We start from the raw sequence: 24,033 nt of genomic DNA, 5'->3' as shown, positions 1-24,033 counted from the left end.
TCGGGGCAATCCCGAGGGGGGCTCGTGCGCTCTTGGAAATAAACGGCATGGTGGTGTGTGCCAATGTGAGTGCAGCTATGCGTTCGGGTGAGCCTGCAAGAGTGATGAGGTGGGGGTGGGTCAGTGGTTTATTGCTTGGCGGCGGTGGATGGCTCTGTTATGGTAATTGAAATAGCCATCTGGATGGCTAGATTGCTGCGGTTTGAGGGGCTTAATCTCTGAGAGCCACCCCGCCGCAGTCCCATAGCTTGATGCGTACCTGACAGGGAGTCCCTATGCCGTTTCGTTCCTTTTTATCTTCTCCTTTGACTGCTTCCTTGCGCGCCACTGCTGGCGCCAGCACCTTTATTGCCGCGATGGCGGTCGGGAGCCTCTCTTTTTCCGCGGTTGCCGCCGATGCGTCCTTGCCGACCAAACAGGAGATTGTGATTGGTACTACGGTGGGGGATTTTGCCGACATGGTGACCGACTCCATCAAGCCGCAGCTGGAGGCCAAGGGGTATAAGGTCAAGCTGGTGGAGTTCACCGACTATGTGACTCCCAATATTGCTCTGGCTGACGGATCACTGGATGTGAACTGCTTCCAGCACAAACCTTATCTGGAGAGTTTTGCCAAAGATCGCGGCTTGTCGCTGGCACCCATTACCCAAGTGCCAACTGGCCCGATGGGGCTCTACTCCGGCAAGCTGGCGGCACTCGACAAGGTGAAAAAGGGGAGCACGGTGGCCATCCCCAACGATCCCACCAATCAGGCGCGGGCTCTGCTGATGTTGCAGGATCTCGGTTGGCTGACCCTCAAGGAGGGGATCAACCCGCTCAAGGCGAGCGAGTTTGATGTGGTGAACAATCCGCACAATCTCAAGCTGGTGTTGCTGGAGGCGGCGCAACTGCCCCGCTCGCGCGAGGATGTGGACTTCTCGGTGATCAACGGTAATTTTGCCGCCTCCAGCGGAATCCCGTTCACTGAAGGACTGTTTCTGGAGCGCAGCTACGATTTTATCAATTGGGTGGTGGTGAAAAGCGCAGATGCGGATCAGCCGTTTGCCAAAGATGTGGCGGCAGCCTACAACTCGGCGGCTTTCAAAGCCTATGCAGCCAAGCGTTTCGTCGGCTACAAGTACCCGCAAGGGTGGGGTGGCTAACTGTCGTGAACGTGGCCGGCTATACAACGAAAAACGCCCCGAATTCGGGGCGTTTTTTATGGTATCAAGCCATCAACGGGCGCTTCACTGGTTGCGATAGAAGCGGTTCAGCTCGTTCATCACCTGGATCATGGCGCCCATATCCGGGGTGCCGTGCTTGATCGGGCGATAGCTGTTGCGCTCCAGCAGTTCGAAGTCACCTTGCTTGTTGAAGTGGGTGATGGTCTCCCCTTCATAGATGGCGAAGTCATTCTGATCCCCGGCCAGCAGCCAGTTGCGCGGGCTGGTATCAAACAGCGAGCGGCCAACGCTGTAATCGCGCGCCGGATTGCGCACGCCCAGCATCCCCTGCATCAGGGTCGGCGCCAGATCGAAATGGCTGCTCGGTTGCTCCCGAACGTCACTGCCGCGCCCCGGCCAGGCCAGTACCAGCGGTACCTGCACCTGATAGGGTGAGTAGTTGCTGCCTGCGCCCCAGCTGTTGCTGCGGGTGTCGTTGAACTCCTGACCGTGGTTGGAGGTGATGACGACGATGGTGTTGCTGTCCATCCCCTGCGACTGCAATTTGGTCAGCATCTGTTCAAGCAACTGGTCGGTATAGAAGACCGAGTTCTTGTAGCGGTTCTCGAGTTTTTGCAGGTTCTCCGCCCGATAGGCGGTCGCCGGATTGAAGTTGGCGAGCTCCGGTTGGAACGGCCCCTTCATGGTGGCGGGTAACTGGTAGTCGCCTGGGCTCGAGAGATAGACCAGCGAGAACCAGGGACGCTCGGGAGAGCGCTTCTCCAGCCACTGTTGCCAGTCGGTCAGCAGCTTGCCATCGTCACTCTGCTCTGAGACAAACACCTGTTTGCGCAGACCGGCGAGGATGCTCTTGCGATACTTCTGGGCATCTTCCATCGCGCCGAACAGCCCGAACTGGTAATCCTGGCGCAGCATCTCATCGAACAGCACCGGCGGACGCTTGTCGCTGCTGATGTCCTTGTAGTAGTGACCGGGCAACCCGTAGAAGAGGCTGAACATGCCCATCAGGTCGTCGTTGCCGCCACTCAGGTGATTGCGGAACGTCAGATGCTGATCCGCATAGCGCTGCAGATTGGGCATGTTGATGTTGTTGAGCATGTCAAAGCGCAGCGAATCGACCACCACAATCAGCAGATTGTTGTGAGCCAGGGGGGCGTTGACGTTTAGCGGGCGCAGCGGATAGTGCATCCGGCTGTCGCTGTTATCCCCCTGGGAGGCCGCCTGCTTCTCGTACTGATCCAGATCCAGCCAGCCATGTTTGGCCAGGAAGGAGCGGGCCGTCATAGGGTAGGAGAGGGGGAAGTTGGCTCTCTGCATGGTGATCGGCTGATAGAGGGTCGCATCCGCCCAGCTGTTGACCACGTGGGTCAGAATAAAGCAGATCAGCAGGGCCAGCCCCACCTGATTGCCGTACTGGCGGCGCTTGCGCTTGTTGATCTTGCGCCAGACATAGGCCGACAGCAGCAGTTGCAGCAGGAAGATGGTGGGCACGGCAACGAAGATAATGCTCCAGATTGAGCCCTCTTCGGTTTGCGCCTGATCCAGCAGCAACTGCCATACCTGACTGTTGAGGTGGAACTTGAACAGCCGGAATACCTGGGTGTCGATCAGCAGTAGCACCAGCGCCAGTGTAGCGATGATGGCCGAGATGAACCGCAACGACTTCTCCTTGGGCAGCACGAAGCTGAGCGGGAAGATCGTCAACAGGTAGGTGACAAAACTCAGAAACGAGAAGTGGCCAATCCAGCTTACAACGAGATAGATCACGCCAAGCGTGGTCGATGGCCAGCTGATGGCACCCAGATAACGGGTGGCGATGAGCATGGCCAGAATAATGTTGAAGAAGGAGAACCAATGCCCCCAGGTGATCAGGCGAGAGACATTATCACGATAGGGGTTACCGGTTTCGACCATAGTGATCCATCTGCGTTGAGAAACGTCAAATCAACAGAGTCGGGGACTCAGTGTGCGTCGTGGCGATTATCGACCGATGCGGTCAGGGCCTGGACAAACTTTTCAGTGATGGCCTGGCGCTGGGCCGGTGCCATACCGTTGATGATATTGGTGGTCAGATTGCCAAGCACCATAAGGCTGAGATCTACCGGCGCTTTATGCTTTTCCAGCGCGGTGATCAGGTCGTTCATCAGGGCGTCAAATTGCTCGTTATTGTACTTTGATACGATAGGCATAATCTTCAGTTCATCTCGGTTCAAAGCGCCTTATAATACTTCACCCTTTCGGCTAACACTATGGCTTTGTGACATGAGTCTCGATATCGACAAGATCATTCTTCACTCCTTGCGCCAGGGCGGCGATGGTCAACCCCACGCCGATACCCGCAGCCAGACCCTGCCCCCTGATGAGGCGGTACAGGGACTGATGGCGGAACTGCATCGGATCTACAACGGCAAGGGTGGCAAGGGCTTTGGCTTCTTTGCCGACCCCGAGGCCGCCGTCGCCGAGCTGGCCGACGGTGAAGAGGCTCCCAAGCAGCCTTCACCCGCGTTTCGTATCGCCCTCGAACAGCTGCTCGACGAGCAGACCGAATTCGTTCCCTTCTCGGTCACCGTGACCCAGATGCTGGTCAAGCAGCTGGTGGAGCACGCCCTCGATGAGCAGGGGGTGCTGCTGTTTGCCAAATATAACTACGTCGGGGTCGATTATCTGCTGATTGCCCTGCTGGAGGGCAAGGAGAGCGTCACCGTCAGCGAAGCGCTGGAATTGCGCCATATCCAGTATCTGGATATCGGCAAACTCAATCTGGTGGCCCGCATTGATTTGACCGAATGGAAAACCCAACCGGATTCGCGCCGCTATATCACCTTCAGCAAGGGGCGCATTGGTCGCAAACTGGGCGACTTCTTTATGGATCTGCTGGGTGCCCGCGAGGGCATGGATGCCAAGGTACAAAATAAAGGCTTGCTGCAGGCGGTCGAAGGTTATTGCGACAGTCGTCAGCTGGAACCGACCGAGCGCAATGACTATAAAAAGCAGGTCTTCAAATATTGCACCGAACAGGCGAGCGCCGGTGAAGAGATCGAAATCAAGGAGCTGTCTGCAGAATTGCCCGGTGACGGTGACCTCGATTTTTACAGCTTTATTGGTCAGGAGTATGAACTGGAAGAGCGCTTCCCGGCGGATCGCTCTACTCTGCGTGGTTTGACCAAGTTTGTTGGCTCCGGCGGCGGTCTGACTCTGAGTTTTGAGCAGAAGTTGTTGAACAGCCGGATCTTTTACGATCCCCAGACCGACACCCTGACCATCAAGGGTGTGCCGCCCAATCTCAAGGATCAGCTGCTGCGCCAGTCGTAGTCATGCTCCCGAGTGTGATCAACTCGTCATTTCTGGCAAAAAAGAGACTCCGCCCCGGCGGGGTCTCTTTTTCATGCATCAAGGGGCTATTGGAGAAAGTGACTCGGTGTTTTGTTAACACATCCAGCATGAATAATGCACATGAAAGGGGTTTCACTTGTTTGAAAACCATTTCATGTTCGTATTTATATTTCATAATGGTAATTTAATTTCACTAAATGTAGTCGTTTATGCCGATAAATAGGGGGTTATTTCTATTTTAAGAAAATGTTTTCATGATTTTTTGGAGGTAATGACGTAATTGCATTTCAAAAATGCGAGTTGCGTCATGTGAGCCGTTTGCCGCTTGGGATAATATTCATCTCGCACACAATGCTCTTACAGCGCGGAACTACAACAAGGAAAGGCTCATGAAAAAGAAATTGCTGTCATCCCTGATCGGTCTGGCCACTCTTGGCGTCGCTTGCTCTGCTACTGCTGCCATCGATGAAGGCCAGCTGACCATCTGGATCAACGGTGACAAGGGATACAACGGTCTGGCTGAAGTGGGTAAGAAGTTTGAAGCAGAAACCGGCATCAAGGTAACTGTGGCTCACCCGGATCAGGTTGAAGTGAAATTCCAGCAAGCTGCCGCCACTGGCAATGGCCCGGACATCTTCTTCTGGGCAAACGATCGTTACGGTGAGTGGGTCAAAGCAGGTTTGCTGTTGCCAGTAACGCCGAATGCCGCAACCAAAGCCAAGTTTGACACTATGGCTTGGGATGCCATGACTGTCGATGGCAAAACCTATGGCTACCCGGTTGCCATGGAAGCGGTCAGCCTGATCTATAACAAGGATCTGCTGCCCGAGCCGCCGAAAACCTTCGAAGAGATCGCCGGTATCGACGATAAACTCAAAAAAGATGGTAAGCGTGCCATCATGTGGGCGTATACCTCTCCGTATTTTACCTATCCACTGATTGCGGCTAATGGGGGTTATGCCTTCAAGAAAACCGCGACCGGTTATGACGTCAAAGATACTGGCGTTAATAATGAGGGGACCAAAATCGGTCTGAATTACCTGTCCGATATGATTAAAAATGGTCATATGGATAAAGGCATTGACTATGGTGTGATGGATGCCAAGTTCAACAAGGGCGAAGTGGCCATGATGATCAACGGCCCCTGGGCCTGGAGCAACCTGGACAAGAGCGGCATCAAGTATGGCGTAGCGCCGCTGCCGACCCTGAACGGCAAGCCGGCCAAAGCCTTCGTTGGCGTGCTGGGTGCCACCATCAACGCCGCCAGCCCGAACAAGGATCTGGCTATCGAGTTCCTGGAAAACTACCTGCTGACCGATGCCGGTTTGACTCCGGTTAACGCCGACAAGCCGCTGGGTGCTGTTGCGCTGAAATCTTTCCAGAAGACCCTGGAGTCTGATCCACGTATCAAGGCGACCATGCTTAGTGCCCAAGCAGGTGAAGTTATGCCCTCTGTTCCGGAAATGACCCGTTTTTGGGGGGGGGTCGAATCAGCACTGACCAACATTACCTCCGGTCGTCAGAGTGTTGATGACGCTCTTGCTGCTGCCGCCAAGCGTGTTGTCCAGTAACTTAGCATTATCTCGGGAGGCCAATATGGCCTCCCGCTCTCTCAAGTCTCTCTTGGCGTTATAAAGGTTAATTGGCATGGAAGTAGTACCTTCTATCGAGTCATATGCCGGTCCGAAGGATAAGCACTCCTGGCTCAAGTGGACCATTGCGGCCTTGGTCGCCATTCTCAACGGCTACGCAGCCGTAATGATGTATGCCAGTGGCGAGTGGGTATTCGCGCTGCTGGATCTGGTGGTGGTTTCCACCGGTCTGTATGTTTTCATGAACAAGAAGACCTATGCCCATCGCTACATCTTTCCGGGTGTAGCGGGCATGGTTGTATTTATCATTTTTCCGCTGGTTTACTCAATTGGCATTGCGTTTACCAATTATTCAGGTGTCAACTTGCTCTCCGTGGAGCAGGCGCGGGACTACCATCTGAAGAAAACCTACAAGGTGGCGGGCGGTGAATTCGATTTTACCCTGCTGGGTGGCGACAATGGCCAGTTTCAGCTGCTGCTGACACAGGATGATCAATCCTTTATCAGTCAACCCGTTATTTTGATGAACAATAAGGATCGTGAGCAGGCTGTTCGCGAAGGGAAGGTTCAAACCACGTCGCAAGTGGTTGAATTGCAACCGCTGGTTGGTGATGTGGAGCGCAAGGCGGCACCAGTTAGGGCGATCGTAGAGCATCGTGTGCATTTAAGTTCGCTGGATTTGGTTATGCCGGAGGGGGACGCTCATCTTACTTTGAGTGGTTTGCGCAAATTTGCCGCCCAGAAGCCGCATTACACTCGCTTGGTTGAGGGTATCAAACTTCAGTCTGGGGTGGTGATCAAAGACAGCAACCTGCTGCGCGACAACCAGAGCGGCGAGCTGATGCTGCCCAACGGCGAGACCGGTTTCTACCAGTACATCGACGATCAGGGCCAGTTTGTCGGCAAGGGCATCGCTCCGGGCTTTGTGGTCAGCGTGGGTTGGAAGAACTTCGCCCGCATTGTGACTGACCCGGGTATTCAGGCGCCGTTCCTGCAGATCTTCGTCTGGACCGTGATCTTCTCTGCCTGTTCCGTGGCGTTCACTCTGGCCATCGGTATGGTGCTGGCCTGTCTGGTGCAGTGGGAGTCGCTCAAGGGGCGCGGCTTCTATCGGGTCATGTTGATCCTGCCCTACGCGATTCCGGCGTTTATCTCCATCCTGGTGTTCAAGGGGTTGTTCAACCAGAACTTCGGTGAGATCAACATGTTCCTGGAAGCGGCCTTTGGCATCAAGCCGGACTGGTATACCAATCCCATGCTGGCCAAGGTGATGATCCTGATCGTCAACACCTGGCTGGGCTACCCCTACATGATGATCCTCTGCATGGGCCTGCTCAAAGCTATCCCGGAAGATCTCTATGAAGCGTCCGCCATGGACGGTGCCGGTCCGGTGCAGAACTTCTTCAAGATCACCGTGCCGCTGCTGATGAAGCCGCTGACCCCGCTGTTGATTGCATCGTTCGCGTTCAACTTCAACAACTTCGTACTTATCCAGTTGTTGACCAACGGTGCTCCGGACATCATCGGTGCCAGCACTCCGGCCGGTACCACCGACCTGCTGGTGAGCTACACCTACCGGATTGCGTTCCAGGGATCGGGTGGTCAGGACTACGGTCTGGCCAGTGCCATCGCCACCGCCATCTTCCTCATCGTAGGTGCGCTGGCGCTGCTCAACCTGAAATTGTCCAAAGCCGACAAACAGCTGTAAGGAGGCTTCAACATGGCAATCGTACAACCCAAATCAGTCAAATACCGGGTGTGGGCAACCCACCTGGTCATGTGGGGCTTCCTGGCGCTGATCATCTTCCCGTTGATCATGGTTATCGCCATCTCGTTCCGTAACGGTAACTTCGCGGTAGGGGAGATCATCCCCTCCAATCCGACCCTGGATCACTGGAAACTGGCGCTGGGCATCTCCATCACCAACGCCGACGGCAGCATCACGCCGCCGCCGTTCCCGGTGCTCACCTGGTTGTGGAACTCCATCAAGATTGCCGGCATCACTGCCCTGATGATCGTGACGCTCTCCACCACCTGTGCCTACGCCTTTGCCCGTCTGCGTTTTCGTGGCAAGTCCACCATCCTGCAGGGCATGCTGATTTTCCAGATGTTCCCAGCAGTGCTGGCACTGGTGGCCATCTACGCGCTCTTTAACAAGATTGGTGACTACATCCCCTGGCTGGGTCTCAACACCCACGGTGGCCTGATCCTCGCCTACATGGGCGGTATCGCCCTGCACGTCTGGACCATCAAGGGCTACTTCGAGACCATCGACTCCTCTTTGGAGGAGGCGGCGGCCATCGATGGTGCGACTCCGTGGCAGGCATTCCGCCTGATCCTGTTGCCCCTGTCGGTGCCCATTCTGGCGGTGGTGTTCATTCTGGCCTTTATCGGTTCCATTACCGAGGTGCCCATGGCCTCCATCCTGCTGCAGGATGTGAACAATCTGACCCTGGCGGTCGGAGCCCAGCAGTATCTCTATCCACAGAACTACCTGTGGGGTGACTTTGCCGCAGCCGCTGTGCTCTCCGGCTTCCCCATCACAGTGGTGTTCCTGCTGGCACAGCGCTGGCTGGTTGGCGGTCTGACTGCCGGTGGCGTGAAAGGTTAAGTTTATGGCCGGGGGAGCCGACTCCCCCCGCTATCACGATTTGCAAAGATTCAAGAGCGGAGCTCGTCATGGCTGAAGTAGTACTCAACAACGTTCGCAAAAATTACGACCCGGCTGTTCACAAGGACACCCTGCGCAATATCAACCTCTCCATCAAGGAGGGCGAGTTCATCGTCTTCGTCGGCCCGTCCGGCTGCGGCAAATCCACCCTGCTGCGGATGATCGCGGGTCTGGAAGACATCACCAGCGGTGAGCTGACCATCGGCGGTCGCTACATGAACGACGTGCCGCCGGTAGAGCGCAACGTGGGCATGGTGTTCCAGTCCTACGCCCTCTATCCGCACATGAACATCTACGAGAACATGGCCTTTGGTCTGAAGCTCAAGAAGATGGACAAGGATAACATCCACAAGCGGGTGATGCGTGCCGCTGAAATTCTGGGTCTGGAGCCGCTCTTGGAGCGCAAGCCCAAGGCACTCTCCGGTGGTCAGCGCCAGCGGGTCGCCATCGGTCGCTCCATCGTGCAGCAGCCGCAGGTGTTCCTGTTTGACGAGCCGCTCTCCAACCTCGACGCCGCGCTGCGGGTCAAGATGCGGATCGAGATCGCCAAGCTGCACAAGGAGCTCAACTCCACCATCATCTACGTGACCCACGATCAGGTGGAAGCGATGACCCTGGCTGACAAGATTGTGGTGCTGAGTCCGCTCAAGGCCGATGCCGCCAGCAACCTGGAGCAGTTCGGTTCACCGCTCGACCTCTACCACAACCCGGACAACAAGTTTGTGGCTGGTTTTATCGGTTCGCCCAAGATGAACTTCCTGGCTGCCGAGCTGATGGAGATTGGCGAGCAGGAGTGCGTGGTCAAGCTCTCTACCGGCGACAGCGTGCGGGTGCGGGTCGATGCCCGTCGTGGCGCGGTGGGTGACAAGGTTGAGCTGGGTATCCGCCCGGAGCATCTGGTGCCGCTGAGCCACGCCCATGCCGACAGCAAGCTGAGCGGCGTGGTGCAGGTTGCCGAGCATCTGGGCGCCGAGTCCTTCGTCTATATGGATGTGGATGGTCACGACTTTACCGTCAAGACTACCTCCGATGTGGATGTGGCGACCGGCCAGAGCTACAGCGTGGGTATCCCGGCTGAAGCCTGCTATCTGTTTGATGCCAAGGAGCAGGCGTTCCCCCGCACTGCCAAGTACATCCGTACCTGATCGCGGTTTGGTGCAAGTTTTCCGTATCTTCAATGCCTTTTTGCCGGTCTTGCGACCGGCTTTTTATTGCCTGCCGTATGGCTAAACCGGCAGGCGCGGTGGCAGGGCTCAGCCCTCGAGTTCGGCAGTAATATCGGGGACAAAGGTCTGGCTGGTCAGGGGCGGGCGTTCGTACCCTTCGGTCTTGATCGGGGGGAGCTTGATGGGCTCGTAGTGGATCGCCTCGTAGGGCACCTTGCCCAGCAGATGGGCGATGCAGTTGAGGCGGGCACGGCGCTTGTCGTCCGCCTCCACCACGAACCAGGGGCTGTCCTGGGTGTCGGTGTAGGTGAACATGTCATCCTTGGCGCGGGAGTATTCGACCCAACGCGAGCGGGACTGCAAGTCCATCGGGCTGAACTTCCAGCGCTTGATGGGGGTGTTGATCCGCTCCTTGAAGCGCTTCTCCTGCTCCTCATCGGAGACCGAGAACCAGTACTTGATCAGGGTGATGCCGGAGCGGATCAGCATCCGCTCGAACTCGGGGCAGGCGCGCAGAAACTCGCGATACTCGGCGTCGCTGCAAAAGCCCATCACCCGCTCGACCCCGGCGCGGTTATACCAAGAGCGGTCAAACAGCACTATCTCGCCAGCGGCGGGCAGGTGGGCGACATAGCGCTGAAAGTACCACTGGGAGCGCTCGCGGTCCGAGGGGGCGGGCAGTGCCGTAACCCGGCAGACCCGGGGGTTGAGGGGCTCGGTGATCGCCTTGATGACCCCCCCCTTGCCGGCAGCGTCCCGTCCCTCGAACAGCACTACCACCTTGAGCCCCTCCTGCTTGACCCACTCCTGCAGCTTGACCAGCTCCTCCTGCAGGTGGGCGAGGTGGTGTTCATAACATTTCTTGTCCAGACGTGGCCGCTTCTTGCTCTTGTCCTTCGGCATCTTCTTCTCCTCTTTGAGTCCCTTCTTGCCGTCACTTCAGCTTGCACCAGGGAGAGTCGACTGCCAAGGGGGACGTGATACACTGCCCGCCCATCGCTGGCAACAGGAGATAACATGAAGCATTTTATGGAGATAGCGGGCCGCCGGATGGCCTATCTGGATGAAGGGCAAGGGCCGGTGCTGCTGTTTGGTCACAGCTATCTGTGGGACAGCGCCATGTGGGCGCCGCAAATCGAGGCGCTCAAAGGGAGCTATCGCTGCATCGTTCCCGAGCTGTGGGGCCACGGCGATTCCGATCTGCTTCCGGAAGGCGCCTGCACGCTGGCAACCCTGGCACGCGATCATCTGGCGCTGCTCGATGCCCTCGGGGTTGACGAGTTCGTGCTGGTGGGCCTCTCCATCGGTGGCATGTGGGGTGTGGAGCTGGCGCGCATGGCCCCAGCTCGCCTCAAGGGGCTGGTGCTGATGGACAGTTTCGTTGGCCTCGAGCCGCAGATCACCTGCGAGCGCTACCTCGGCATGCTGGCGATGATCGAGCAGCTCGGCACCATTCCGGTGCCCATCGTCGAACAGGTAGCGCCGCTCTTTTTTGCCAATCAGCCTGATGAGGCGCTGATGAGCGGTTTCAAGGCGCGCCTTGCCGCCTGGCCAAAGGATAAGATTGCCGCCATGGTCGCGGTGGGCCGCAGCTTTGTGACCCGCGAGGATCGCATCGAGTGGCTGGAGGAGATCACCACTCCTGCCTTGGTGATGACCGGCTGCGAGGACAAGGCGCGCCCGGTGCTGGAGGGCTATCTGATGGCCGAGGTACTGGGCTGCCCGTTCAGGGAGATCCCGGCAGCTGGCCACATCTCATCGCGGGAAAATCCGGCCTTCGTCAATCAGCAACTGAGCGAATTTCTGGCAGCGCTGTAAGCCTGAATGGGCAGCCTGAAGATGGTCGTGAAAAAGGGAGCCGAGGGCTCCCTTTTGTTTGTTCGTATCTCACGGCGCATCACCGTTACCAGATATAGCCCAAGGCAAATCCTGCATAGAGTTCGCCGTCGTGCTGGACGATGGGGCTGTTTTTAATGTCCCGATCATACAATTCGTAGTTCATGGCAAACATGCCAATCCAGTTGGGACTGAAGCGGTAGCTGGTGATGAGGGCCGCCATGGGAGAGAGGGTTGACCCTGTATCCCAGGCTGGACGCTGGGCGGTGGCCTCGCTCTCGGAGATGCCGCCGAAGTAGTAGTTGGCCATCTTGTCGCTGCGCAGCATCACCCCCATCCCCGGCATGATGAGCAGGTTGTCGCGCTGGATGGGGAAGTCGGCCCACAGCAGCAGCTCCTGACCCTTGCTGCGGCCGGTGATATCGCTGTTGGCCCGCACGGTCAGCAGGGCGTAGGGGGTGATGATGTTGCCACCGATCCCGCCTTCCAGCTGCCATTTGCGCTGTTCCATGCCGCTGAAGGCGGGAGAGTCCTCGGGATCCAGATTGCCAAAACGCACCCGGCCATAGCCATACAGGGCCACGTTCTCATCTTTGTGGAAGTAGTAGCGCGCCCGATCGCCGAGAAACATGAACTGCTTGCCGAAGTAGATAAAGCCCGGGATCGCGTAGGTGGCATTATCCTGCGCCTCATAGCGGGCCTGTCCCCCGATGAGCGCCGCACCGGCGACAAAGCCTTGTGGCACCGGACTGGTGGGGCTGTCGCTGGTGAGTAGATCCATGGAGCCAAGGTCGATATCGGCGCGGGCGGGCAGGGCGGCAGCGAGGAGCAGGGCCGTCAGCCCTGCCGCTCTGATTTGACGAAAAAAGGTCATGGACACTCCGTTGTCACGATTGCATGGGAAGTGGGTTATTTTGCGGCGCTCGGCAGATCTTCGCGTTTCGGCCAGGCATTGATCACCGCCTTGACCAGGGTGGCGAGGGGAATGGCGAAGAAGACCCCCCAGAATCCCCACAATCCGCCAAAAACCAGCACGGCTATGATGATGGCGACCGGATGGAGGTTGACTGCCTCCGAGAAGAGCACCGGTACCAGCAGGTTGCCATCGAGGGCCTGAATGACCAGATAGGCCACCATCAGCCAGGCGAACTCCGGAGTGAGGCCCCACTGGAACAGGGCGACCATGGCCACCGGCACCGTCACCACGGCGGCGCCGATGTAGGGGATCAGCACCGAGAAGCCGACAGCGACCGCCAGCAGCACCGAATAACGCAGCCCCATCAGGGCGAAGGGGACATAGGTGGCAATGCCGACGATGAGTATCTCGATCACCTTGCCGCGGATGTAGTTGATGATCTGGTTGTTCATCTCGACCCACACCCGGTTGACCAGGGTGCGGTTGCGCGGCAGGAAGCGGCGCAGGCTGCCCATCAAGACCCGCTTGTCTTTGAGCATGAAGAAGACCATCAGCGGCACCAGGATCAGGTAGATCATGATGGCCACCACGTTCACCAGCGAGCTGAGCGAGGCGCTCACCAGATGCTCGCCGCCACTGAGAATTCGCTGGCGGATGTTGTCGATAACGGTCTCCACCAGACTGACGTCGATGAGCTCGGGATAGCGGTCAGGCAGGGTGCGGACATAATCCTGAGCGTGAGTCAGCATGGCCGGCGCCTCTTTGGCCAGATTGATCCCCTGACTGACCAGGGTCGGGATAAGGCCCAACAGGGCTGCGACCGCCACCGTAATAAATAGGATCAGAATGACGCTGGTGGCCAGGGTGCGCGACAACCCCGCCTTTTGCAGCCGGGCCACCGGCCACTCCAGCAGGTAGGCCATCACCAGCGCCACCAGCAGGGGGGCCAGCAGATCGCCAAACAGCCAGATGATGGCAAAGCAGAAGACCAGCAACAGGAAGAGGGTAACGGCATCGGGATCGGAGAACCGGGTCTGATACCAGCGCTTCAAGACTTCTAACATGACTGCATCCTTACACGACAGGGGCTCAAGATGGCTGTGTCGCCCCGACAACCAGCTGCAAAGAGAGGGTATTATCCGGCTCCGGGGTGAGAATGACCCCATGGCCAAGACGCTGCAGATAGGCCGGAATATCCTGCTGTGAGCCCGCATCGGCCAGCCGAATGGTCACGGTTTGACCGCTTTTGGCCTCCCGCAACCAGAGCTTGAGCCGGATCAGCGGCTCGGGACAGCGCCAGGGGGTCAGGTCGAGATATTCCATGGGGGCTCCATCACGCAGATGGCCGCTATTATGGCCGTGATAAGAGCATGAAACAACGCTTGTAGCCCTTGATGGGCAAGGGTATTCTGCCGAGGCCCTTTCTGATGGAGATAGAGATAACGTGGCACGCTTTTCCCCCCTGATGGCATCACTTCCCCTGCTGGCTTCCCTGATGGGCGCCACGTTTCATGCCGAGGCGAACAATCAGCTTCCCGATATAGGTACCGCCGGGGTATCGGCCCTGCCCATCGAGCAGGAGGTACGCTACGGCAACGCCTTCATGCGCTTTGCCCGTGCCGGTTTGCCGATCATCGATGATCCCGTGTTGAGCCAATATATCGACGATCTGGGGCAGCGCCTGCTCTCCAACGCCGATGGGGTGCGTTTCCCGTTTACCTTCTTCCTCATCAATGACCCCAGCATCAACGCGGCCGCCTTCCTTGGCGGGCGGGTCAAGGTGCACACCGGCCTGTTTCTCTACGCCGACAGCGAGAGCGAGCTCGCCTCGGTACTGGCCCACGAAATCACCCACGTGACCCAGCGCCACATCGCCCGCTATATGGAAGCGCAGGCAAGCAGTTCGGCGGTGACCCTGGCCGGTCTGGTGGGCTCCATCGCGCTGGCAGTGATCAACCCGACCGCCGGTATTGCCGCGTTGCAGACCACGCTGGGTCTCTCCATGCAGTCTGCCATCAACTACACCCGCGACAACGAATACGAAGCGGATCGGATCGGCATGAAGACCCTCTACGATGCCGGTTTCGATCCCATGGGGATGGCCAACTTTTTCCAGAAACTGGCTGCCGAGTATCGCTATGCCAGCAAGCCGCCCGAAATGCTGCTGACTCACCCGCTGCCGGAGACCCGGATCAGCGAGGCGCGTGCCCGGGCGAGCAGCTATGGCCGCCGCGATCTGCCGCCGAGCCTCGACTTCTGGCTGGCCAAGGTGCGCATTCAGGTGCGCTATGGCACCGATACCCCGCAGGGGATGCTGAGTTACTTCGATAGCCGGATCCAGAAAGGGGATTATCCGCTCAAGGATGCCGCCATCTACGGCAAGGCGTTGGCGCTGATCCAGCTCAAACGCACCGACGAAGCGGACACGCTGATGAAGGATCTGGCGACCCGTCATCCGGAAGATCTCTTTATCGTCGATGCCCAGACAGACATCGATCTGGCCAAGGGGCGCAGTGCCCAGGCCATCGCGCGCCTCGAGAAGTTCCGCAGCCAGATGCCGGACAACGAGGTGGTGGTGGTCAACCTTGGCAACGCCTATCTCGAAAGCGGCAACTACAAGAAGTCCATCGCCATCCTCGACCCCTATGCTCGCGCGCATGAGGAGAACAATCTGGCCTGGAACCTGCTTTCCGACGCCTATCGCAAGGCGGGTAGAATGACCGAGCTGCACATGGCGCGGGCTGAAATCCTCTCCCTGCGCGGTGATTATCAGGCGGCTATCGACGAGCTGATTGTGGCACGTGGCACCACCAGCGACCGGATGACTCTGGCCCGACTGGAGGCGCGTATCACCGAGCTGGAGCGGGCCAAGAAGGATCTCGACAGCCTCAAGGGGTGACGAGAGGCTATTGCCAACAACAAAGGCGCACTCTGGTGCGCCCTTGTTGTTTATGGTGAGTCAGAGAAACAGCTTTGAGCGCTGTGGGCCGCTCAGTTGCCCGGATGCTTGATGGATGCCTTGAGGGCGTCGATCTGCGATTGACCCAGTTCACCAACCAGTGTTTGCTTGAGTTTGCCCTCACTATCGAGCAGGTAGCTGGTAGGCAGCCCGCTTGGGCGAGGGAAGGGGAGCCTGGCATCCTCATTGGCAATGAGGAGCGGCACCTTGATGTGGTACTGGGCGGCCAGCTTGTCCAGCTCTGCCGGGGTGATCGGGTCGTAGTTGATCGCCACTACGGCGATCTCTCCCTCGGCAGCCAGCGCGTTGAGGTGCGGCATCTCCCGCAGGCAGGGGGCGCACCAGGGGGCGAAGTAATTGACCAACAGCGGCTTGCCGGCAAAGTGGTCAAGGGCCACAGTTTGCCCCGCTGCGTCGGTAAATTCGGGGGCGGGCGTGCAGGCGCCCAGCAGGCCAGCCACAATCAGCCAACAAATTCGTTTCAATTCCTTTCCACTGCCGCTTACCCTGACCATCACTTTCCCCTACAATAGCGCCGTTTCTTGTCCCATCTTGCGATTAATCAGGGAGTTACCATGAGCGAGACCCAAATCTACCACAATCCGCGCTGCTCGAAGAGCCGTGAAACCCTGGCGCTGCTGGAACAGCACGGGATCGCCCCTGATGTAGTGCTCTATCTGGAGCAGGCCCCGAGTGAAGAGGAGATCCGCAAGCTGCTGACCCTGCTTGGCTTTAGCGACCCGCGCCAGCTGATGCGCACCAAGGAAGATCTCTACAAGGAGCTGGGCCTCGGCGAAGTGAATGGCGACGACCTTATTCGTGCCATGCACCAGCATCCCAAGCTGATCGAGCGCCCCATCGTCATCAAGAACGGTCAGGCCCGCATTGGTCGCCCGCCGGAGCTGGTGCTGGAGATCCTCAAGTGAGCACCCGCTTTGCTCGTCTGCTGACCCTAGTCGGCTTCTTTGGTCTGCTGGGCTGGGTCATCCTTTGGCATCTGTGGCTCTCGCCCCATCCCGACCTCAACCCCTGGCTGTTGCCGGTGATCTGGACGGTGCCGCTGCTTTTCCCCCTCAAGGGGATAGTGCAAGGCAACCCCTACACCCATGCCTGGGGCAACTTCGTGCTGATGCCCTACTTCCTCCATGCCCTGACCCTGATCACCACGGATGAGGGGGAGCGTTGGCTGGCGGTGGTGGAGCTGGTCTTCACCACTCTCGCCTTTGTCGGCACCATCTATTACGCCCGACTGCGTGGTCGGGAGCTGGGCTTAAGCATTCGCAAAAAGAAAGACGAAGCCAACTGATGACAAATGCCCCGCAAGGGGCGTTTTTTATGGCTCTGTCCCAATTACGTGTTGAAAGGCTAATCTTGAAGTAGGCCATCACCTTGAGGTCTACCATCATGGATACCCCAGCCTTTCAACACCTTTTGTCCCTTTTTCCCAGTTAACCCTGCGCCAGCGCCGTGTTGCTCAGCAGGAGCTCACTGCACCCCACACCATTACCTCGCTCAATACTCAGTTACCGGCATGCAGTGGCTGCCCCCATTGTCAGGCCGATGTTACCCAGCTGGCGTCTTGGGGATGGAGTCGGGGGCTGCGCCGCTACCGTTGCAAACTGTGTCTGCGCACCAGCACCGTTCTGACCAAGACGCCCTTGGCCAGATTGCGTAAAGCACAGTGCTGGGAAGACTACGCGCAAGCCCTCATCGAAGGACTGACTGTCCGCCAGGCTGCGCGGCGCTGTGGGGTCAGCAAGAACACCGCGTTCCTCTGGCGTCACCGCTTCTTGCGCGCGATGGCAACCCATCAGGCCACCCGGGAAGAGGGCATCGTTGAGGTTGATGAGACCTTCTTCCTTGAATCGTTCAAGGGGCAGCGGGGACTGCCGCGTCCACCACGTCATCGCGGTGGTAAAGGTCGAACTCGTGGAACCGGGCCAGATTACATCCCGGTGATGGTGGTACAAGACCGTGCAGGCCACCATGCAGATTTCCAGTTGGAGAAAATAGATGCCGAGACGGTCATCGCGGTGTTGAAGCCGTTGGTGTCACCGGATGCGGTGCTGTGTAGCGATGGGGCGGGTGTGTATGCCTGTTTCAGCAAAGAGCACGGGGTAACCCATCAGGTGGTGCGCAATCGTCAAGGCGAACGGGTGGTCGGTGCGTATCACATCCAGCATGTAAATGGATATCACCATCGGTTGAAAGAGTGGATGGAGCGGTTCCATGGCGTGGCGACGCACTACCTGAAGAACTACCTGGGTTGGCGCAGGATGCTGGAGCGTTACGGAAAAGGCGTAAATATCAAAGCATGTTTGCATGAGGCGCTGGGGCGCCCTATGCAACACGTAATTGGGACATAGCCTTTTTTATGGGGAAGCAGCTCTATCCAGAGGGATCACTGTGCCCCTTGCGCTGCCCGATATTGGGCCAGCTGCTGCTGGCTAAAGTCCATCAGCGCGGGATAGAAGCGCAGAAATCCCGCCTCGCATGTTTGCCACTGCGATTCATCGAGGGTCAGCAGCGCCTCTCCCAGTTGTACTGGGCGGCGCAGTCGGCGGCCGATGCCATTTAGCGCTTGCCCCAGCCCCTCCCTGTGGCGGTAGGAGGCGATCCAGTTCTGCTCGGCCATCCGCTTGAGGGGAAGCGGCAGTCCATCCGGCAGGCGTGGGTGATCGGCCAATAGCTGATCATAACTGCGTTGAAGGAAGCGGGGCAGGGGTTCGGTACTGAACAGCCCCCAATGTTTGCTCAGCCAGTGGTCGTAGATCATATCCACCACTATGCCGCCAAAGCGGCGCCAGGGGGCCTCGAAACAGGCGACGGCCGCCTTGTGCTCGGGGTGGCTGTCGGTGAAGGCATCAATTTTGCGGTGCAGCCAGATCCCCTCATCGAAGTGGGCGGCAAGCCCCGTGGGCAGCACTCCCTTGATAAAATCACCCAGCAGATTGCCGGTGAGGGAGCTTCGGGTGTGGGCAGCCAGATGGAGATGGGCCAGAAAATTCATGGAAAAGTCGCTTCGCAGAGGGACAGTGCCGCTGAGCCTAGCGGATCCGCTTCCCCTTGCCTATGGCTGCCATGACATCGTGATCGGCAGGAAGGGCTTTCACCGGACCGCCAATAGTGGGTAAATAGGGTTTTGCCTCGCGACATTTCACCGGATTGAGAGAAGGAGTAGCCATGATGTTGACCCTGATTGAGGGGGCCGAGATCTTCAGCCCCACCCACCTTGGCCAGCAGGATCTGCTGGTGGCCGATGGCCGTATTGCCTGGATGGGCAAGGGGTTGACGGTGCCTGCAAACTGGCCGCTGAATCGGGTCGATGGTCGTGGCAGTTATCTGGTGCCCGGGCTGGTGGATCCGCTGGCCCATATCACCGGCGGTGGCGGTGAGGGTGGCTTTGCCTTTCGCACCCCGGAACTGGCGGCGAGCGAGGCGCTCAAGGCCGGCGTCACTACCCTGGTGGCGGCGCTTGGCACCGACAGCCTGACCCGCACCCCCGCGCAGGTGCTCGGCAAGGTGCGCGAGTTTCGCGCCGCCGGGGTGAGCGCTTTTATGTATACCGGCTCCTACCATCTACCGGTCAAGACCCTGACCGGCACGGTGGAGTCGGACATCATCCTGATCCCCGAGGTATTGGGGGTGGGGGAGGTGGCCATCAGTGACCACAGATCCAGTGCGCCGACCCACGACGAGCTGGCCAGGCTTGCCAGCGAGGCGCGAGTGGCCGGGCTGCTTGCGGGCAAGAGCGGGGTCAGCTTCTTCCATGTCGGGGATGGAAAGGGGGCATTGGCCCCCCTGCGGGCGCTGCGCGATGAGACCGATATTCCGCTGCGCCAGCTCTATCCCACTCACTGCAACCGCAACCCCTGGCTCTTTGCCGAGGCCATCGAGTGGGGCAAGGCGGGAGGTTGGGTCGACCTCACTACATCGAGCTTTCCCGATCTGCTGGAGGATGGCGAGCGGCTGGCCGCCGATGCGCTCCTCGAGCTGCTGGCCGCCAACGTGCCTGCCGATCGCATCACCTTCAGCTCGGATGCCAACGCCAGCCTGCCGCGCTTTGATGGCGAAGGGCGGCTAATCGAGATGTGCTGTGGTCAGATTGCCAGCCTGTGGCTGCAGTGTGTGCGCGCGACCCGGCTCGGTGTCTCGCTGGAGAGGGCGTTGGCCGTGGTGACGAGCAATCCGGCGCAGGCGCTGGGGCTCTGCAGCAAGGGCCATATCGGGGTCGGACAAGATGCGGATCTGCTGCTGGTGCACGACCGGACGTTTGCTATCGAACGGGTAATGAGTGGCGGCCAGTGGCGCGAATAAGGCTGCGGGTAATATCGCAGTCAGTGCGTGGTTGCTTCAAACAGCAAAAGCCCGACAACAAGGTCGGGCTTTTTTATCTGCAATGTGGGAATCAGGCTTAGAGCGCCAGAAACCCGAGGATCAGAATGGGGCCGAGCAGGCTCAGGATAAAGCCGGAGACAATGGCCACCGGCACCACCTGAATGCCCCCTGATTTCTGGATGACCGGCAGGGTGAAGTCCAGCGCCGTGGCACCGCCGTAACCGATGGCCGCCGAGGGGTGGCGTCGCATCAGGACCGGGATGATCAGAATAGCGATAAGCTCGCGCCCAAGATCGTTGATAAAGGCAGCAGAACCGAGCACCGGCCCCAGTTTGTCGGCCACCAGAATGCCGGAGAGCGAATACCAGCCGAAGCTCGAGCTGATCGCCAGACCATGGGTAAAGGGCATACCCAGCAACTGGGCCGCCAGCAGGCTGCCCAGCCAGCTGCTGAGGATGACGGTGGCGGCTATCTTCATCCCCCAGGGGTTGAGCAGGATCTGGCGCAGCCGCATGCCGGAGTTGCGCATCTGCACCCCGATGAGAAACAGCAGCAGCATCAGGGCCCATTCGCTCCACTTGTCGATGGGCAGGGCGCGCAGATCCACCAGCAACCCGAGCAGCACACCGCCGAGCACCACAAAGCAGAGCTGCAGGGATTCCCACAGCAGATGCAGCTTGCTCGGCATCTTGGTATCACTCGCCTCATGGGTCGGCGGTGTGCGCTTGTCGAGCCACCAGAGGGCCAGCAGGTTGCAGACCGTGATCGCGGTGAGCATCACCCCGGCGACCTTGAAGATCACCGCCAGATTGCTGCCCAGGTTCTCCACATAGGCAAGCCCGAGCCCCATCAGAAACAGAATGAGGTAGACCATCTTGCCCAGACTCTGGTTGACCAGCTTGATCAGCCGGGCAGAGGAGAGGGGAATCAGATAGCCGATTGCCAGTGGCAACAGGATCAGCAACACATTGAACAGCATCGAGGCCTCGATCACAAAAACTGATAAAAACACCACCTTATCATTACTTATTGGCTCTGTGTCACATATCTCTCGCTTTCATGGCCGAAAACAGCCCTTTTGGGGGCAGATTGTTACTTTTTTGCCACAACCTCTCTGTTTGATAAGGTTCTGTGCGAGCCCGAGTGCACCAATGAAATCAAGTTGATCCGATCGGGGAGCCGATAATTCGCTCGGTAAGGGTGTGCATAAAGCCATTTTGGTGCCGGTTTGGCACACATCACGCTTTTCTCTTGCCACTGATATGATTGGGGTATAAAAAGGCGGTATCGGAATAGCCATTGAAACGGCTGTTTATGCAAACAAAGTGCTGAAAAATACGCAAAGAGCGAATAAAAATAGAGCGAATCCCCTGAAGACCCTCGTTCTGTATTGTTTTTTCACTATCCGGGTGATATTTTCGCTGAAGGTTGCCATCGGTTAACTTTTTGTTAAATGGACGATGGTTGAGTCACGCCCCCTGCGGCGTCTAGGGACAGACAAGGTTGTAATGGATGAGCGACGTTGCCGCACTGGAAGTACGTGATCTGCACAAATATTTTGGCACCCACGAAGTGCTCAAGGGCATCGACATGACCGCCCACAAGGGGGATGTGATCTCCCTTATCGGCTCCTCCGGCTCGGGGAAGTCGACCTTTCTTCGCTGTATCAATCTGCTCGAAACCCCCTCATCCGGCACCGTCTCGCTCCATGGCGAGCTGATCCGGATGAAAACCAGCCGCGCCGGCGAGCGGTTGCCCGAGGATATGCGTCAGGTGGAGCGGATCCGCAGCCGACTGGCCATGGTGTTTCAAAGTTTCAATCTCTGGTCACACATGACCATCATGCAGAACATCATCGAAGTGCCAATCCAGGTGCTCAAGGTGCCTCGCGCCGAAGCACTGGCCAAGGCGGAGCAACTGCTCAACCGGGTTGGACTCTGGGAGCGGCGTGACTACTATCCCGGCCACCTCTCAGGTGGTCAGCAGCAGCGGGCCGCCATTGCCCGTGCGCTGGCGGTAGAGCCCGAGGTGATGCTGTTTGACGAACCCACCTCGGCGCTGGATCCCGAGCTGGTGGGGGAGGTGCTCGGCCTGATGCGCGAGCTGGCCGAAGAGGGACGCACCATGCTGGTGGTGACCCACGAGATGTCGTTTGCCCGGGATGTATCGAACAAGGTGATGTTTCTGCATCAGGGGCGGGTGGAAGAGGAGGGCAACCCCAAGGAGATTTTCGCCCATCCCAAATCCGAGCGGTTCAAGCAATTCATCTCCTCCATCTACTGATGGCGGGATGCCTGGTTACCCAATCAACTGTTTTATCAAGGAGAGATACATGAACAAGCTGATGCTGGCGACAGCCGTAGTTACTGCCCTCGCGTCCGGTAGCCTGATGGCCAAGGAGTGGAAAGAGGTCCGGATCGGGGTTGAGGGTGCCTATCCCCCCTTCTCCTGGACCGAGCCCAGTGGCGAGGTGAAAGGTTTTGATATCGACATCGCCAACGCCCTGTGCGAAGAGATGAAAGTGAAGTGCACCCTGGTCAAGCAGGACTGGGACGGCATCATTCCGGCGCTGTTGTCGCGCAAGTTTGACGCCATCATCGCCACCATGGACATCACAGAAGAGCGCAAGAAGAAAGTGGACTTCACCCAGAAGTACCAGCACATTCCGGCCCGCTTTGCCGCCAAGAAGGGCACTGATGTGCAGCTCGACAAAGCCTTTATGGAAGGCAAGTCCGTCGCGGTGCAGCGTGCGACCTCTATGGATACCTTTATTACCGACAACTTCCCCAACGCCACCATCAAGCGTTACGGCACCGCCGATGAAGCTTATCTCGATCTGAAATCCGGTCGTGTGGACTATGTGCTGGCCGACTCTGCCGCCATCACCGACGGTCTGCTGAAGAAAGAGGGTGGTGATGCCTTCGAATTCGTCGGCCCGAAACTGACCGATCCCAAGTGGTTTGGCGAGGGTGCCGGTATTGCGGTGCGCAAGGCTGACAAGGATCTGAAAGAGAAATTCAATGCCGCCATTCTGGCGCTGCGTGCCAACGGCAAGTACAAGGAAATCAACGACAAGTACTTCGAGTTCGACGTTTACGGAGAGTAAAACAAAGAGACGTTTACGGCGAGTAAGTCCAAAGACGTCTACGGCAAGTAACGACAGGTTGATCCCGTCAGTAGTCATCGGGCCCGTCACCTCCCTGAAGGAGTTTACGGGCCCGCATTGATTGCAATGGAGCTGCACATATTTTATTCGGACTGCTATGGAGCCTTCTGGTTAGCAGGTGCGTGAAGATTCAGTGGCGATGGAGCTGCATATGTTTGATTTGAAAGGATACGAAGCCTCGCTGCTGGAGGGCGCCTGGGTCACCCTGGAAGTGGCGCTGGCCTCCCTGCTGCTGGCGTTGCTGCTGGGGATGCTGGGGGCGCTGGCCAAACTCTCTCCCTACAAGTGGGCCCGGGCCATCGCCACCGGCTACACCACCATTATTCGCGGCATCCCCGATCTGGTGCTGATGATGCTGCTCTTCTTTGGCGGCCAGGTGCTGATCAACGGCATCTGCACCTGGGTCAACGAGACTTACAACAGCTGGTTACTGGAGAGCAATCCCAATCAGGAGTGGGTCTCCCTGCTTCCGGACTATATCGACATCAGCCCCTTTGTGGCCGGTGTCGCGACCATCGGCTTTATCTTCGGCGCCTACATGACCGAGACCTTTCGCGGCGCCATTCTGGCGGTGGACAAAGGTGAGCTGGAGGCCGCACGGGCCTTTGGCATGCGGGCAACCCAGGTGTTTGTCCGGATCCTCTTCCCCCAGATGATGCGCCACGCGCTGCCGGGGTTTGGCAACAACTGGCTGGTACTGCTGAAAACCACCGCGCTGGTCTCCATCATCGGCCTCGATGACATGGTGCGCAAAGCCTCGCTGGCGGCGGGCTCGACCCAGCAACCCTTCACCTTCTACATGGCGGTGGCGCTGATCTTCCTGATTTTCACCGCAGTCTCCACCTCGGCGCTCAAGTGGGCCGAGCGTCACTATGCCATCAAGACGAGGTAAG

General features: G+C 58.2%; 23 protein-coding genes and 1 pseudogene. 15 read left to right on the top strand and 9 right to left on the bottom strand.

Annotated features, from left to right (window positions below; genetic code table 11):
- The first annotated feature begins 356 nt into the window (after positions 1–356).
- Positions 357–1,142 (top strand): MetQ/NlpA family ABC transporter substrate-binding protein, encoded by a 786-nt coding sequence (locus ACTG2J_RS13200; RefSeq protein ID WP_429011565.1) that lies wholly within the window; start codon positions 357–359, stop codon positions 1,140–1,142.
- An 84-nt stretch (positions 1,143–1,226) separates the two neighbouring features.
- Here ACTG2J_RS13200 and ACTG2J_RS13195 read toward each other — a convergent pair whose 3' ends face one another.
- Together ACTG2J_RS13195 and ACTG2J_RS13190 are read right to left on the bottom strand one after the other, a co-directional pair.
- Positions 1,227–3,077 carry a DUF3413 domain-containing protein gene (locus ACTG2J_RS13195; protein WP_439997590.1) on the bottom strand — a complete coding sequence of 617 codons (1,851 nt, stop codon included), beginning with the start codon at positions 3,075–3,077 and terminating at the stop codon, positions 1,227–1,229.
- Positions 3,078–3,124: 47 nt separating this feature from the next.
- Positions 3,125–3,352: a YejL family protein gene (locus ACTG2J_RS13190; RefSeq protein WP_005333874.1), complete on the bottom strand. Its 228-nt coding sequence runs from the start codon at positions 3,350–3,352 to the stop codon at positions 3,125–3,127.
- Positions 3,353–3,425: 73 nt separating this feature from the next.
- Here ACTG2J_RS13190 and yejK point away from each other — a divergent pair, with 73 nt between their 5' ends.
- From yejK to ACTG2J_RS13165, 5 genes are all read left to right on the top strand, one after another.
- A complete protein-coding gene (gene yejK, locus ACTG2J_RS13185) occupies positions 3,426–4,475 on the top strand; it encodes a nucleoid-associated protein YejK (protein ID WP_162628373.1) in 1,050 nt (349 codons plus the stop codon).
- Positions 4,476–4,885: 410 nt separating this feature from the next.
- Positions 4,886–6,067: a maltose/maltodextrin ABC transporter substrate-binding protein MalE gene (gene malE / locus ACTG2J_RS13180; RefSeq protein WP_439997589.1), complete on the top strand. Its 1,182-nt coding sequence runs from the start codon at positions 4,886–4,888 to the stop codon at positions 6,065–6,067.
- A 76-nt stretch (positions 6,068–6,143) separates the two neighbouring features.
- Positions 6,144–7,796 carry a maltose ABC transporter permease MalF gene (malF, locus tag ACTG2J_RS13175; protein ID WP_439997588.1) on the top strand — a complete coding sequence of 551 codons (1,653 nt, stop codon included), beginning with the start codon at positions 6,144–6,146 and terminating at the stop codon, positions 7,794–7,796.
- Positions 7,797–7,808: 12 nt separating this feature from the next.
- Positions 7,809–8,699, top strand: coding sequence for a maltose ABC transporter permease MalG (gene malG, locus ACTG2J_RS13170; RefSeq protein ID WP_041209357.1), 891 nt, complete (start codon positions 7,809–7,811; stop codon positions 8,697–8,699).
- 68 nt (positions 8,700–8,767) lie between these two features.
- Complete coding sequence (locus ACTG2J_RS13165; RefSeq protein ID WP_268017587.1) at positions 8,768–9,904, top strand: ABC transporter ATP-binding protein; 1,137 nt, start codon at positions 8,768–8,770, stop codon at positions 9,902–9,904.
- Between the two features lie 108 nt (positions 9,905–10,012).
- Here ACTG2J_RS13165 and ppk2 read toward each other — a convergent pair whose 3' ends face one another.
- Positions 10,013–10,828, bottom strand: coding sequence for a polyphosphate kinase 2 (ppk2, locus tag ACTG2J_RS13160; RefSeq protein ID WP_203976630.1), 816 nt, complete (start codon positions 10,826–10,828; stop codon positions 10,013–10,015).
- A 114-nt stretch (positions 10,829–10,942) separates the two neighbouring features.
- On the opposite strand from ppk2, the gene ACTG2J_RS13155 reads away from it, so the two are divergent.
- A complete protein-coding gene (locus ACTG2J_RS13155) occupies positions 10,943–11,743 on the top strand; it encodes an alpha/beta fold hydrolase (protein ID WP_439997587.1) in 801 nt (266 codons plus the stop codon).
- An 85-nt stretch (positions 11,744–11,828) separates the two neighbouring features.
- On the opposite strand, the gene ACTG2J_RS13150 is transcribed toward ACTG2J_RS13155, so the two are convergent.
- Genes ACTG2J_RS13150 through ACTG2J_RS13140 form a run of 3 tightly spaced genes read right to left on the bottom strand, consistent with a single transcriptional unit; the run spans position 11,829 to position 14,000 of the window.
- Complete coding sequence (locus ACTG2J_RS13150) at positions 11,829–12,635, bottom strand: MipA/OmpV family protein (RefSeq protein WP_041209361.1); 807 nt, start codon at positions 12,633–12,635, stop codon at positions 11,829–11,831.
- A gap of 35 nt (positions 12,636–12,670) precedes the next feature.
- Positions 12,671–13,741, bottom strand: a complete 1,071-nt coding sequence (locus ACTG2J_RS13145) for an AI-2E family transporter (RefSeq protein ID WP_042029968.1) — start codon at positions 13,739–13,741, stop codon at positions 12,671–12,673.
- 25 nt (positions 13,742–13,766) lie between these two features.
- Complete coding sequence (locus ACTG2J_RS13140; protein WP_439997586.1) at positions 13,767–14,000, bottom strand: sulfurtransferase TusA family protein; 234 nt, start codon at positions 13,998–14,000, stop codon at positions 13,767–13,769.
- 121 nt (positions 14,001–14,121) lie between these two features.
- Between ACTG2J_RS13140 and ACTG2J_RS13135 the strand changes: the two genes are divergently transcribed.
- A complete protein-coding gene (locus ACTG2J_RS13135) occupies positions 14,122–15,576 on the top strand; it encodes a beta-barrel assembly-enhancing protease (protein WP_439997585.1) in 1,455 nt (484 codons plus the stop codon).
- 92 nt (positions 15,577–15,668) lie between these two features.
- Here the strand turns inward: ACTG2J_RS13135 and ACTG2J_RS13130 are convergent, their stop codons facing one another.
- Complete coding sequence (locus ACTG2J_RS13130) at positions 15,669–16,151, bottom strand: TlpA family protein disulfide reductase (protein WP_335863896.1); 483 nt, start codon at positions 16,149–16,151, stop codon at positions 15,669–15,671.
- A gap of 60 nt (positions 16,152–16,211) precedes the next feature.
- On the opposite strand from ACTG2J_RS13130, the gene arsC reads away from it, so the two are divergent.
- The 3 genes and pseudogenes from arsC to ACTG2J_RS13115 all read left to right on the top strand — a co-directional run bounded on the left by arsC (position 16,212) and on the right by ACTG2J_RS13115 (position 18,002).
- On the top strand, positions 16,212–16,562 hold the full coding sequence (arsC, locus tag ACTG2J_RS13125; RefSeq protein ID WP_041209366.1) for an arsenate reductase (glutaredoxin): 351 nt from the start codon (positions 16,212–16,214) through the stop codon (positions 16,560–16,562).
- The gene (locus ACTG2J_RS13120; protein ID WP_019445364.1) at positions 16,559–16,942 is read left to right on the top strand and encodes a DUF2069 domain-containing protein; all 384 of its coding nucleotides are present in this window, start codon (positions 16,559–16,561) and stop codon (positions 16,940–16,942) included. The genes arsC and ACTG2J_RS13120 overlap by 4 nt, the downstream gene beginning before the upstream one ends.
- A 98-nt stretch (positions 16,943–17,040) precedes the next feature.
- A pseudogene (locus tag ACTG2J_RS13115) lies at positions 17,041–18,002 on the top strand (IS1595 family transposase).
- A gap of 35 nt (positions 18,003–18,037) precedes the next feature.
- On the opposite strand, the gene ACTG2J_RS13110 reads toward ACTG2J_RS13115, so the two are convergent.
- The gene (locus ACTG2J_RS13110) at positions 18,038–18,646 is read right to left on the bottom strand and encodes an ACP phosphodiesterase (RefSeq protein WP_257688065.1); all 609 of its coding nucleotides are present in this window, start codon (positions 18,644–18,646) and stop codon (positions 18,038–18,040) included.
- A gap of 176 nt (positions 18,647–18,822) precedes the next feature.
- Here ACTG2J_RS13110 and iadA point away from each other — a divergent pair, with 176 nt between their 5' ends.
- Complete coding sequence (gene iadA / locus ACTG2J_RS13105) at positions 18,823–19,953, top strand: beta-aspartyl-peptidase (protein WP_439997917.1); 1,131 nt, start codon at positions 18,823–18,825, stop codon at positions 19,951–19,953.
- A 97-nt stretch (positions 19,954–20,050) separates the two neighbouring features.
- On the opposite strand, the gene ACTG2J_RS13100 is transcribed toward iadA, so the two are convergent.
- Positions 20,051–20,953, bottom strand: a complete 903-nt coding sequence (locus tag ACTG2J_RS13100; protein WP_439997584.1) for a lysine exporter LysO family protein — start codon at positions 20,951–20,953, stop codon at positions 20,051–20,053.
- 533 nt (positions 20,954–21,486) lie between these two features.
- Here ACTG2J_RS13100 and ACTG2J_RS13095 point away from each other — a divergent pair.
- The 3 genes from ACTG2J_RS13095 (at position 21,487) to ACTG2J_RS13085 (ending at position 24,032) form a co-directional block, all read left to right on the top strand.
- Positions 21,487–22,257: an ABC transporter ATP-binding protein gene (locus tag ACTG2J_RS13095; RefSeq protein ID WP_005337310.1), complete on the top strand. Its 771-nt coding sequence runs from the start codon at positions 21,487–21,489 to the stop codon at positions 22,255–22,257.
- Positions 22,258–22,306: 49 nt separating this feature from the next.
- The gene (locus tag ACTG2J_RS13090) at positions 22,307–23,080 is read left to right on the top strand and encodes an ABC transporter substrate-binding protein (RefSeq protein WP_005337307.1); all 774 of its coding nucleotides are present in this window, start codon (positions 22,307–22,309) and stop codon (positions 23,078–23,080) included.
- 211 nt (positions 23,081–23,291) lie between these two features.
- Positions 23,292–24,032, top strand: coding sequence for an ABC transporter permease (locus tag ACTG2J_RS13085; RefSeq protein ID WP_005352911.1), 741 nt, complete (start codon positions 23,292–23,294; stop codon positions 24,030–24,032).
- Position 24,033 lies beyond the last annotated feature (1 nt).

The organism is Aeromonas sp. 6P (assembly GCF_051919525.1).
Taxonomy (GTDB): domain Bacteria; phylum Pseudomonadota; class Gammaproteobacteria; order Enterobacterales; family Aeromonadaceae; genus Aeromonas; species Aeromonas veronii.
This window is presented reverse-complemented; position numbering and strand designations above follow the sequence as displayed.